Origin of the sequence: Nitrosovibrio tenuis, assembly GCF_900109785.1 — a bacterium.
GTDB classification, from domain to species: domain Bacteria; phylum Pseudomonadota; class Gammaproteobacteria; order Burkholderiales; family Nitrosomonadaceae; genus Nitrosospira; species Nitrosospira tenuis_A.
In genome coordinates this window covers 130558-143412 of the sequence record NZ_FOBH01000005.1, presented here as the reverse complement: position 1 = coordinate 143412, position 12855 = coordinate 130558, and the positions used below count along the sequence as shown (strand labels likewise).

General features: G+C 54.4%; 10 protein-coding genes. All 10 read right to left on the bottom strand.

Features of this window, described 5'->3' with window-relative positions:
• Positions 1-205: 205 nt before the first annotated feature.
• Positions 206-2443, bottom strand: coding sequence for an ATP-binding protein (locus BMX00_RS08495; protein ID WP_218141520.1), 2238 nt, complete (start codon positions 2441-2443; stop codon positions 206-208).
• Between the two features lie 9 nt (positions 2444-2452).
• Complete coding sequence (locus tag BMX00_RS08490; protein WP_090828589.1) at positions 2453-3448, bottom strand: hypothetical protein; 996 nt, start codon at positions 3446-3448, stop codon at positions 2453-2455.
• 150 nt (positions 3449-3598) lie between these two features.
• Positions 3599-4273 carry a phage tail protein gene (locus BMX00_RS08485; protein WP_177171811.1) on the bottom strand — a complete coding sequence of 225 codons (675 nt, stop codon included), beginning with the start codon at positions 4271-4273 and terminating at the stop codon, positions 3599-3601.
• Positions 4266-5480 carry a baseplate J/gp47 family protein gene (locus tag BMX00_RS14570; RefSeq protein WP_177171810.1) on the bottom strand — a complete coding sequence of 405 codons (1215 nt, stop codon included), beginning with the start codon at positions 5478-5480 and terminating at the stop codon, positions 4266-4268. The genes BMX00_RS08485 and BMX00_RS14570 overlap by 8 nt, the downstream gene beginning before the upstream one ends.
• Positions 5474-8497 (bottom strand): putative baseplate assembly protein, encoded by a 3024-nt coding sequence (locus tag BMX00_RS08475; protein WP_090828587.1) that lies wholly within the window; start codon positions 8495-8497, stop codon positions 5474-5476. The genes BMX00_RS14570 and BMX00_RS08475 overlap by 7 nt, the downstream gene beginning before the upstream one ends.
• On the bottom strand, positions 8494-8898 hold the full coding sequence (locus tag BMX00_RS08470) for a GPW/gp25 family protein (RefSeq protein ID WP_090828586.1): 405 nt from the start codon (positions 8896-8898) through the stop codon (positions 8494-8496). Before BMX00_RS08470 ends, BMX00_RS08475 begins: the two co-directional genes overlap by 4 nt.
• Before the next feature lie 94 nt (positions 8899-8992).
• Entirely contained in the window at positions 8993-9616 is a 624-nt protein-coding gene (locus BMX00_RS08465; protein WP_090828585.1) for a phage baseplate assembly protein V, read from the bottom strand.
• The gene (locus tag BMX00_RS08460; protein WP_090828584.1) at positions 9613-10683 is read right to left on the bottom strand and encodes a phage late control D family protein; all 1071 of its coding nucleotides are present in this window, start codon (positions 10681-10683) and stop codon (positions 9613-9615) included. Before BMX00_RS08460 ends, BMX00_RS08465 begins: the two co-directional genes overlap by 4 nt.
• Before the next feature lie 16 nt (positions 10684-10699).
• Positions 10700-11383 (bottom strand): CIS tube protein, encoded by a 684-nt coding sequence (locus BMX00_RS08455; protein WP_090828583.1) that lies wholly within the window; start codon positions 11381-11383, stop codon positions 10700-10702.
• Entirely contained in the window at positions 11374-12543 is a 1170-nt protein-coding gene (locus tag BMX00_RS08450) for a hypothetical protein (RefSeq protein ID WP_143053064.1), read from the bottom strand. Before BMX00_RS08450 ends, BMX00_RS08455 begins: the two co-directional genes overlap by 10 nt.
• Between the last annotated feature and the right edge of the window lie 312 nt (positions 12544-12855).

Here is a 12855-nt window from a genome sequence, read left to right as displayed (position 1 = left end):
TATTCATTAATTTAACAATAATGCTGATTCAACAGGGAACTAACAATGTCATACCGCTTAAAATTATTTTAGCCGTTGTCTACACGAGCGCTTACGGTACTGCCTGGATTCCAGGTCAAGCCCTGGAATGACGAACGCATGGGACTATCCCAAAGAGTCTCCGTCTTCCAATGGGCGAAAGTCACGGTTATTTTATTTATGAACTTCAGCCCCTCCCGATCGCAACGACATCTTTCGCTTGCACTCCGAAATCGCTGTCTGAAACCAGCTTTCCCATCTTCTGATATTCCCGTTGGGTTGCCCGGATGAGATGTTGCATACCGACAACGCCAGTGTCATCCGCGGCCAGAAACGCCGCTGAGAGAGCTATGTTCCTGATATTGCCGCCAGTGATCTGAAAACGTTTCGCCAGAAAAGCGAGGTCCAGGGCGGGATCCCTCGGTGCGGTCTCAGGCCAGACGTTTTCCCATATTCTCAGCCGATCCTCTTCGTTGGGGAAGGGAAATTCCACGGTAAAATGCAGGCGGCGAATGAAAGCCTCATCCATGTTCTTGCGGAAGTTGCTTGCCAGAATGACGATGCCTTCGTGTTCTTCCATGCGTTGGAGCAGGTAGCCTGTTTCGATGTTCGCATAGCGGTCGTGCGAATCCTTGACTTCACTGCGCTTACCGAACAGCGCATCCGCCTCATCGAAAAACAGGATGGCATTGGACGTTTCCGCTTCATCAAAAATTCGCGAGAGATTTTTTTCCGTCTCGCCGATGTATTTGCTGACGACGTTTGAAAGATCGATCTTGTAGAGATCCAGGCCCAGTTCTCCGGCTATGATATCCGCTGACATGGTTTTACCGGTACCAGAGGGGCCGGCGAACAGGACGCAAAGCCCTTTGCCCATTGCGAGTTTTTGGTCGAACCCCCATTCGCTGTAGACGCGGTCGCGATATTTGATGTGATTGCAGATTTCGCGGAGCTGCTCGGTTCGATCCTGTGGCAGGACAATGTCATCCCAGCGGTACTTCAACGCTATCTTATGAGCCAGCGATGACAGCTTCTGGTTGGAGTGTGCGCGGCAGGCTTCGTAAAGATCGCGAATAGTGATGCGTTGCGCATCCTCATCGCGCCAGCGAATCAGATTGCCGGCGGTAGCGGCTGCATTTCTGATCTGGTTGTATGAAAATTTGAATTTCACCGCAAGCTCGGCCATGTCGCTTGCCTCGACATCTGAATCATATTCATCGAGCGCCGTGCGCCAGAGCTCGGCACGCTGGACGAAGCTTGGCCGCGACATCGGAACAGTAAAATAAGTCATTTCCCTTAGAACATGGGCCGCCTCAGCTGCAATTTCGCCGTCAAGAAAAACCATGGAGCAGCCGTGTTTCAAGCTGCGGATGAATGCGTTGAGCATGCTGCGCCGTTGCTCGCCCTGGATTGATTCCACGCCTTTCCAGAATAGAGCGCTTTGTTGCAGGCGAGCTTCGCGATGAGTGAACGCCAGATTCCTTGCAAACCCCGCTTCAGGCTCAGCCGTCAGGTATTCAAGGTCGACGACCAGCAGGCGCTGATTTCTGTGATGACACACTGCCTGTGCGGCGCCTTGTTTATCGGTTACTGGGGGGCCTTTCAGGTGCACGACCATGTTTTGGGAGGAAGTGTTCCTGGCCAGACGCATCAGTCCATGTTTGAGTTCATCATCCAGAGGGAGGTGTTCCAGTCCAACATCACACGCCATCAGTTCGGTGAAAGTGCGAACATGCTCATCCATTGCCTGTTCACCCAGCAAATACTGGACGATGCGATCGTCAACCTTGACAAATCGAGTCAGCAGGGGGGCGGAGAGATGGGCGGGATCTTCGATCAGGTACACGAGATGGAAGCGCAACAGCGGAGCTTCCGCTGACAAGCGCGGTCGGGCGTTGACATTGAGCTCAAGGGTGGGCGCGAGCAGGTTTAGCAAAAGCTCAACGCTGGGTTTCTTTTTGGTGACATCATCCTGAAGATATCCGTAGATCTTTTCATAGCGGAGATCCAGTTCCACGGCCATGCAGACCAGCACAACATCGATGTCAAACGGGGTCAACTGGAAGAGTTCATGCAGGCGTTCCAGTCGTAGTTCGATTCCTCCGCGCATGCTTAACTGCTTGCGCTCGTGTATCACATTTTTGAGTTGTTCCAGTTGAACTGCCGGATCGACCTGGACCCCAGTTCTCGATACGAGCCACTGGGGCCTCCCGAGAGGCTTGCAAAGCAGGGATTCCACCTCCTGCTCGGAGATATAAAGGCCACGGAACTGCTCATCCTCGGTTTGCAATTTATAGCGATGAGCGATCTGGTAACGGATCATAAGGTCGATACGCTCCATCTCGGCGAGTAGGTGCGCCAGGGAATCGGTAAAAGCCTGAGTCATCTTTTCACCTGCATGCTCGGTTTGCACAATTCCACTCATGATCGGCTATTAATACGATATCTCGACTGCGACCAGGGAGACTCTGACATAGCCCGTGCTTCGGATATCGATCGAAAGTGTGCTGGTTACCGGATCCAGTTCGCCTTCCTTGATGGCATAGGTTTCGTCATAAGGACCCCCCGATATTTCTGTTTCGAGAAGCTTATTGGCAGGGTCGTCTCTGCCCCCGATATGTTTTTTATTGGTGGGATCCCAACCGCCGCGAAATAATTCGATCTTTATTTTTTTCTCGTTCTCCTGCCCGGCGACGCGCAACCTATGAACATGCGTGATGCCGGGTGGAAGAGGAATGGCCATGGTCCCGCCTGCGCCCTTGGTATTCGGCTGTCCGTCGATTTCCCTGTGCGACCGTGCTTCCGTGGCGCCAACCCTGAAGGGTGGGGGAGGAGGTCCTTCCTTTTTTGGGTCCGTATCCTGCGGAATAGTCGTGGGTCGGAACGGTACCCTTAGCCAGCCCGTGCGCAGGGACGGGTCCAGCGCGGCGGCGTTCACCGAACCGGGGGAAAGGATTGTCCGCACCACACGGCGCGTTGCGGTGCTGATGGATTCGGGTCTGAGCTTTCCTCGGTCGTCGAGTTGAACCGTCGCCAGCACCACGGCGGCTTCTTCAATTCCCGTCGAAGCAGCCAGAACGCCGTAGCAATCTATCCTCGGGCGGTCTTTCGAGGGTTGCTCCGTTTCATAGCTCACGGTGATTTGTAGCAATGAAGAAGGCGCGAAGGCGGAAAGTTCCAGAACCTCCGGCTCATTGATTGCAATTTCGCGCCCCTTGCCGTCTATGGCAAAGCCCGAGCTTATAGTGATGGATGTGTCGCCTGTGGCCGTTACGTCCAGCCCACGAACAACCCCCCAGCCGTGCAGGTTCAGGCTGTGCCGCGCGCGCTCATTGATGTGATATTTCTGCTCATCGATGAAATCATCCTTGAGCAATAGCTGCCCCTGAAAATACGCCGGCTTTTTGCCGATAAGCTGTTTTTTTCGCATCTTAATTTCTCCCTTGGCGAGCTTTTCGCCCGATCAAGCATTTTGTAGTTCCAAAAAACCGACCAACCAAACCAGCAAAACCGCTCAAACACGATCAGCCGAAACGGTCAACTGAACAGATCATTTTCGTTCTTGAGATTTACCTTATCCTTATGTCGTGTACATGGTTTGGATATCCCGCGCCGAGAAATAAACGCGCAGCTCATAATCGGTGTGCGCGGGCTTGGCGAAATCGATAATCGTGCGGACCTGTTGCTGAAATTCATGCTCGGATTCTGTCGTGCTTGAGTCTAAATTTTGCCTTTGTACGTCTACATTCACACGAAACCAGAATGGCCGCTCATCTCCAAATAGCGTGTCTTCTCCGATCTTGGCCTGACCAATGACGAACCCCGGTATGGGGTTATCATCGATTTCCACCTCGCGAATTTCCGGAAAGCAAAGTTTCAGTAATGTTTCGAGGTAATCCCGGGTGCCTCTTTTGCTGTAAAGCGGAACGATGCCAGAGATGATGACTCTGAGTTGCTCGGGTGAAAATAACGCATGAGGCGTGAACGCAACCCATGTGGCGAGCCACGGCAGGAATCGGTCCGGCGCCCGTTTATAATCATCTTGTGCTGTAAGGTCATGCCCCAGCGCATGTCCCAAGGGTGAAAAAAAGCTGGGAATGGCCTCGATCTGCTGCTCAATACCCGGTGTAGCGGGCTCATCATTGTGGAAAAGCACTTCTTCGAAGACGCCAAGCAGACGCTGGAGGTGTCCCGTGGTGTCCGTGTTGCGGTAGATTGCCGGCAGGCTGTCGAGCATGCGTCCGCTTTCACCCATTGCCCACTTCTCCAATATCCCTTTCTCCATTTGTTTGCGTATTGACGAGAGTGATGGCTTCCTCGATCAGGCTCACATGCAGAAGCTCCCAGGGCTTCAAGGCAATCGAAACCAGTCTGCCTGCGTCATTACGCAGCAGGCGCTCCGAGCCGAGTGAACTCGGCCCGCCAAGCAAGGTGTCGATACCTATGGTCGAGTGGACGCCGATTTGAACGCCGAGCGCGGATTCGGGGCGATCCAAATTCTCCTTCAGGCCGATCTGCAGAATGGTGATGTCACCGACATAATCCACCCCTGCGGCCTCGTCGACTGCCTGGATAAGTTCAGAAATGCGCAAGGCTCTGCCGAACGGCCATCCTTCCCCCAGCGGGCCCTGCCCCGGCTGAGAGCCAAACCTCTGCTCCAGCATTTCCCGCAATGCGCTCGACAATTGAGCCTTTGATTGGCCGGGTTTGGGCGCGAGCTTTACGCCTATCGCCAGGTGCAGATAGACAGGCGCGACAACGTGCAGCCGGGTCGTGAGCAGACACCGCCGTGATAACTCCTTCTGTACCTTCTTTCGTAAACTTACAGCTTCCTCATCGCTGAGATCCGATCCCGGTACAAGTACGACACTGACATGGGCACGATCATCCGATAACGATTTGCCAGGATGGTTATTTTCAAGATTAACCGAAGGAACGCACAGTGTTCGGACAGGATGCATGCTCCCACTGTACATATTTGCGTATTCATGAGCAAACTGCTTGGCGAGGTGCTCAAAATCGTGCGCAGTGACTGCGCATTCGCTGCGCATCAGATTCCGAATCACGCCGTCAATCGCGCTCTTCAGTTGATCCGGATTTGCCCCGAGAACCGCACAGTCGATTTGTTTTTCCAGATTCCGCGGATGGGTTTGAGTGATTGCTCTCCAGCCTTCCCATCCGCTGCCCATCAATAATTTCAGGAATTTTAATTTGTACTCCCAGGTCAGCCCTTCCCAATTCGGCCCTCCGAGCAATTTCAGAAACTGGAGCCTGGTTGCCGGCGTGATGCGTCCCAGCCGGTACACCAATATCTCGGTAAAATAGGCGAGCAACTCGACCAGGGTAATTCCGGGATCCGACGGGTTATGGTTCGTCCATTCAGGGGCCAAGGTCGGCAGCAGGTTGATTGCTTCACCCACCAGGTCATCGAACGTCCTGTCATCGAGGCCGGTTGTCAGCATATGCGTATCTCGTGCCTGCCGGGACATATCAAAAAGCTTCCGGCGGCCAATAACCCGGGCCGTTCCTCTTCATAACGCACTTCCAGCGCGCGGATATAGCCCAACCCTTCTATTCCCCCGAGCAAGGGGTAAAAATCCGATGCATGCGGCCGCTGGCCGAACTCCCATCCAAGTCCATCGGGTCCGCCTGTTATGGGATGCAAAAAACGGTTCAGCCGTTTTTCACATTCGGCCAAAGCGTCTGCAGTAGACTGATCCCGAGCCCAGGCGAGTTCCGCCGTAACGCCGATACTGACGTATTCCGGCCCGAGCATGGTTAAGTCAACCCCGATAGGCCGCCTATGATCCAGAAATTCCTTGACGTTCTTCAGTAGGTCGAACGAGGGTTGTGGGCGCATCTCGTCACTTACGTGGTTACTTACCTGGTTACTTTTGGGAACCACAATTACGCAAACGCTGCCGAGCTTGGACTCGGTGCCGAGGGTTCCCTGTACGTGGCACGCCGGCACGCATTTGGCGCGGGCGACCTCGGGCGATGCCTTGTTCGCCAGATCTGCATAGTCGTCGATGCCGACCGCCCGGTCGCGATGACGCAAAAATGTGACCGCTCCACGGTTCAGTGAATCAAAATCTTCCTGGTCCTGGCCGCTCGCCGCCGGCTCATGGTTGATTACCGACTCTACATAAGGGATGGTGGTGTGTAATTGCGTAACCGTCGCAACGGGGCGATTGCCGCGTATGCCGCCTCCCGTATGGTATTCATGCAGCCTGATGTTGTTGGCGCCGGACGGCGGTATGCGGCCGTTCACTCCATCTCCAAACCGGACGCTTCCCGTGAGCCGATCCAGGATATAGTGACGGGAATGCGAGTCGGAAGCGGAAAAATCCTCAACCTCCGACCAGGATATCCATTCTTCATTTCCCGGCGCTCTGGCGACGTTTATTGCACCAGGGCTGTGCCGGGTCGTTTCGAATCCTGAGCCTGTTTGCTCGTCCGTTTTGGTGACAGGCTCACGCACTTGCAGCGTTGCGCTGCCAATGACGGGTTTGCGCAGCGTATAAAATATCTGTTGAGGCCGGCCGTTGCTCGATCCGAGGAGTTCATCCGTCAACCTCAGTGTCTGCGCAGCTAGAACCGTATTGAGCAGTAAGCGCCGCGGATAGTACGGCTGATCTGTGTTCCCGGCGTTCCGCACGATGCGCAGCCAGAAGAATTGCCGTTCCGGGTCGAGTATCGAATCCTGCCACTTCGACAGGCCGTCAGGCAGCTGTACTTCAATAATTCCTGGTCTGCGCGAGCCGCGCGTAGTGTCGTTGACCTTGCAGTCGCGCCATCCGCTTGCCGTGAGCACTTGCCAACGTGGCATTGCAGTTTCTTTGAATGAAATTTCCTCCTCGCGGAATACGCGCCTGCCACCATTCCATGGGAGGAAGTAAAGGCTGAGCGTCTGTCCATCTAACGCGGACGCGCCCCGCAGCGAAGATAGCCCGAGGTAAAGCATGAATCCTTCTTCGGCTGGGGCAGGGAATGGGTTAAACGGCTTTACAGCATCCATTTTGCGATACGCCAGATCGCTTTCGACAATCAAACACTCGGGCGGCATCGGGCCCAGCTCCTGGATCGATATCAGGTGCATCGCCGCGATCGCTGGCGGACTCATCGGCGGCAGGCTAATATAGTTCGCGGGCGTCTCTTCCGCGGCATAACTGCCACCGATAAGCCTGGCGCGTATCCAGCCGCCATCAATTCCGTTTAACATGGTGGGTTTCGCGTCTTCTGGCACCTGGAACTCAAGGCTCCCGTCCTGTGTCAGCGAAAGCGTCCCATCGGTGCAATCCAGCGCGACCCAGCCGCTCGCGGTATGGATATCCCAGCGGAGCCTGGGGTTGCCCTTTTTGCTCACGGGTGGGATCGGGGATTCCATCGCGCCTGAAGGGTTGGTTAGCTTGATGTCGAGGACAATTTTAGTTCCGGGGGCCGCGAAGATTTCGGAAAGCAGATAAAACACATCGCCAAATCGCGGCCGCTCGCCTAAAGGAAAAAAATCGCGGCTTACATCCAGCGAAACACCATTGTAAAACGCGCCAGTGGGAGGAACGGCGTCGAGACTGCGATACCCTAATACCTCGATTCGATTGATCAGCGCCGAATACGCTTTGTTCTGATCAGGCGCGAACGGTAACAGCGCAGTGGAACGCAGGCGGCACGTCAGCCATGGCATCGTTTCGGAGGCGATGGTTCGGCTTGGCCATTTTTCCGGCGGCGCAAAAACGAGTTCTCCACTCTGGGTCAAGCCGGCCGTGGAATCGAGTTCGGGCATGAGCGGCATGAAATCTGCTTCGGATGGGATTCCCCATTCGATTTTACAGCCTGAGGGCAAGCTCACCGGACGATCCAGCTCAAGCTTGAGCCGGAGACGGGTAAGCTTAGGCACGCCGATGATGGCGGGCTGGCCTATATCAATGACTCGCTCCAACGGTATCGCATCAGCCAGAGGAGCCGGCTCGGTAGAACTCGCTGCGGCCTCTGTGGACAAAATGCTGTTGACATCGGCACGGATCAACTGGTACGTGTTCACGGCTATAGCCCGCTTCAGCTCCGCCTGCACCAAAGTTAAGTCTTTTATGGTCTCAAATATTACGAGGGGGTCCGATTTGTCTTCCGCCGGGGCGGAAACCTGTGTTGACCGCGGCACAATCGCGGTGAAATTCTGAGTGGATTTCACCGGTGTGAAGGTTAGCGGTACCCACGCAGGAATGGCCGGGGCCGGCGTCGCGCCAAGCATCCTCAAGAAGGCTCCATGATAACTTTGAGGCACACGGTTCAGCCGCTCGATGAGCAACTCGCAATAGCGGGCAAAGATATGGACGGTGGCATCCTTCAGCGGATCTGTGCCCATTGGGGCAAACCCACGCTTCTCCAGCTGTTCTCCGATCACGGCAGCCAGCTCGGCCTCCCGGCGCAATTTCTCGCGGATTAACGGAGGCTGTATTATGGGAGGCTGCACCGTGTTCATGTGAGTGGTCTGTCCAGGTAGAAGGGATAGACGAGATTGAACCGGTTGTCCGTTGTACGAACGCGATAATCGATATATATCAGCAATTGCTCACCCTGATTGCCGGCGACCGATGTTTCCACGTCCAGTACTTCTATTCTGGGTTCCCAGGTTTCAAGCGCTTCACGCGCTTCGAAGGCGGCCATTGCTCGAGTCGTTGCGTTGTTGACGGCGAATACCAGCTCGCTGAGCCCGCTACCGAAATCGGGACGCATGACCCTTTCACCTTTGGCGGTAGATAAAATGATGAGGATTGATTGTTTGACGCTTTCTTCATACTCTGCGATGGAAAAACGTGGCTGTGCCGAGTCATCCAATTCGATGGGAAAGTTCCATCCGATTCCAAGAACAGGTATCTGCATGCTGGTGCCTTCGTCCTGATTTCGTGCAACTGAACATTACTGCGGATCGCAGCCAATTTTTTTTTAAGCTTATCGATTCTTCAGATGCAACCCCTCAATTGATGTTAACCATGGCGCCCTTGACGTTGACCTGTGCGTTCGCTGATATATCTACGTTTGCCTGGGACTTCAACTCAATACCGATGGCGCTCAATGTGATCTTGCCAGTGCTGGAGCTGATTTCGATATCGCCCGTTGCCTTGATCGAGATCTTGTTTCCTGAGGAGTCAATCACGATTTTGTTATTGCTGGTTTTATCGATGATCTCGATGCTTTCCGATCCTGAACTGTCGCACAGCCGAATTACGTGTCCGCTGCGGGACTTGATGCTCCGGTTGTTGTTTGCACCGTCTGAATTGTCTTCATGGGCCTTATCCTTACCGCTCCATAACGAGCCGATGACATAGGGATGTTCAATGCTGCCATGCTCAAAGGCAACCAGGACTTCGTCGTCGACTTCGGGCAGGAAATACGCACCACGACCATTGCCAGCCATGGGGGCCAGCACGCGCGCCCAGTTGCTTTCATCGTTCTGATTCAACCAGGGAAAACGCACCTTGACTCGGTGCATGTTGTCAGGGTCTTTATTATTGGTGACAACGCCCACCACAACTCCATACCATTTGTCGTCATTATTGCGGCGGCCGAGCAAGTCGCCAAGCACGTCCAGATGGTTCATGTAGCGTTTCTCCTCGCGGAAAAAGCCGTACGATATCCTTTTTGCATGGAATAGCGATGCTCGACAGCACGCACGTAATAAAGACCGCTGAATCGCTCGCCGACTCCTTCGATCTTTACAACGATTCCCGCCCGTAATTGAGGATCACCAATACATTTACCCTCAGCTCGAACGTAGCCGAGTGCAATCTCAGAAAACCGTTGCTTCGCGATTCGATCCGCCTCCTCCTGACTTTGCACCGGCACAGTAACCAGGGTGCTACCCGTTTTGGCAAATACTTGCTGAACATTTGCTGGACCCGAAGCTGTTCCGCCCATAACTGTCGACAAATCTCCCGCTGTGGAATGAGCAACGATCTCTTTTTTTTCTTTTGCGTTCCATCCGCGCACTGTAAATTCCTCCACCTGACCCATCGTTGTCATGCGTGGCCGGAATTCGAGCAGTTCGATATCCCTTCTCAAAGTGAGCTTGGCGGTTTTCTCGATCTTGCGGGGCCGGAACAAGAGTGTGCGATCTTCCACCACAACTTCATAATCGATACGCTGCGCACGCCAGAGCAGAAATTCAAGGTCGGTCTGGTTATGCTGCAGCACATAGGGCAACTTGACTTTGCTGTCCTCCACCTTGGGGTCCAGTCCCGCTTGGTGTCCAAGCTGTCCAGCTATGTCGCTATCCTTGAGATTAGTGAATGACTGGGTTTTTCGCTGACGCATCAGTCTGTGCCGGCGATCATAGGCACGCACGGTAAAGATAGCGGGGCGGGCTTCCGGAAAGTCAGGTTCAAGCCCTGTAATTTCACCGCTGAATACCAATTGGAGGTGATCCCGGTACCCCATCTCGATCTTGATCGGGTTGCCCTCCCGAAAAAGTTTGTGGTCGATCCATTTCACCTTCATCTCTACTGTATCCCAACCTGAAAGCGTAACGGTACACATGCTGGTCGCATCCAGATCCTCAACCACATTGATGGAGATCATATCGGCAACGGCTTCGTTAGGAAGCGGCGAGCCATTGATGTGTATGGCGAACTCCGGTGCGAGGGTGTCAAACTGGTCTCTGGCGGCCATTGGTCATCTATACCATTTATATATTGCGCAAGGCAGGAACGATCAGAATAGTGCCCGGAGTCAGCCTCGACGGATCGTCGATTCCATTTGCTTGGGCGATGGGTCGCCATTTACGAGGATCCCCGTATTCATAGGTTGCAATCGAAGCCAGCGTCTGACCACGCTTTACCGTCCATGCCTTGGCGACATCGGCCGACATCAGATCCTGGTCCTTAAGATCGCTAGTGTTGGATTTCCACTGTTTGAACGTACATGTTGAGGTCGCTCGCACCGGCGTACCATCATCCATGAAAAGCGTGAACTGATTCTGAAGCTGCTGCAGCACACCCTGAAAAAACACACTCATGGTTCCCCAGGCGAGACGACAAACAGGGGGACGGTGCTTGTCGCCATGCTGCTTGACCGTCGTCAGCTCATGTAGTTTGTTTGTGTAGGTCCGGACACTTTTTTTTGTCTTGCTCGGGCTATCGTAGGTGTCGAAGAACAGTTCAACACTGAGGGTACTTGGTTCGGCGCCGGTAAATTGCAATTCCGGATTGTCCCGTTTTGCAACCTGTTGGTTCTGCCATTGGGCGCTGCGACTCACCGAGAGTTTATTTGGATTGAACATGGCGTCGATCACATGATTCGGGTCCTTGTCGTTGAATTTGAGCTTGCTTCCCGGAAGCTCGATCAGAATTTGCAATTGTTTTAAGGCCATTTTGCCAACCCTCGTCTTTCCTGTTCGATTACAAGCCGTTCGGTCATTATTCGCCACGCTTGTTCGACGGTCTCGTCGGCATCGAGCTGCCCCGGCTTGGATTCGGGTGTTTTTTTGGACTCACTGGCGGGGATAACCTGTGCCACAACTGGTTCGCTCGACGGCGATGCGAGACCGTAGCGATCCTCCGGGCGGTCGGGCGTCGCTAAGGCACTGGCACCGGCACCGGCACCGGCTCCCTCGCTGGATAGACGCATGAGCCTGTCCTGCACCCGTTGGGCCACAAGGGGCCGTCCGCCAGGCCCGGACTTCCATTTGGTCTGCAACAGGTTGATCTGCGGATTGAAGGCGTAATCCCGGTTATCGGGCGCATAGGTTTTAGGTGTCGAGAAGCCGCGTCCACTACTGACGCTCAGGCGCTGCTGTTCGGCTGACTGCCCAATCGCTCGCCTTGCCATGGAATAGGGCGAAGCCAAGGGTTTGACGCGAAGCGCCCCATCAGCATGGTCGTATGAGTCCTGCATTGCAGATGGGCGAACTGTATTGCTTGGGCTTCGCCTTACACTGATGGACAGCGGGTGAGATCGAACGATGGGCGCGATGTCGACCAAACGGGTAGCTCGCATTTCCCTATTAGCGGTATTGGCGGGCAAAAGCGGATTTGATCGGATATCTGCTGCTATTGCTGGAACGCTATCGGCAATAGCCGGTTCAGGATTGCCGATCCGGTCATTGGCGGGAGCGGGTGACCGATTTTGTGACTGAGCAACGCGGCGCCAGACATGAGTCGCGTGCAGTATGGCAGCATGATCGCTGGTAGCTGGGCCTTCAGAGCGCGCCATAATTGCGCGGCGTGAAATATATGTGGGCAGCAAACTATCCCGACTATATGCGACCTCGGGCGATGCATGGTGCCGCTGTGGGGTGGTGAGGCGCTCATGTGGTCCCGTTGCCAATGGGGAAATAGCTCTCCTCAGTAGCATGCGTTCAGGCAGGTACGAGGGCGACCCGATGCGCTGCCCGGGAGGCGAGTAAACAGACGACTGGTGAGTCATAGGCTTGCGATGCGCCGCCAAAGGACTTGTCTTGCTTTGCAAGCGCTGAACTGCTGGCAGGTTGCCTGCTCCATATCCTTTTGCATGCTCACCGAGTGTTTGCATGGGATGTCGTTGAACACGACCAGGTAAAGCATAAGTAGTTGGATCTGTTCGTTGCGAATCCGAAGTGTTGTCTGATCTGTTTTCCGCCCATGCCGACAATCGAGGAGCTGCTAAGGCCGGGGCCGATAGAAAATGGTCCGGTGAATCTTGAGAAAAATTACTGGTTGATCCGCGTATCCCGACGGCATGCATGGAGGCAACCGGTAGTCGAGAGCTTGCAGTCAAGCCTGAGACCGCGGTGGTTTCACCATGTGGGCGAGTTGAGGGCGAAGTCTTCATAATACGCCGCAGCACATGAGGGAGCTGCCCGAA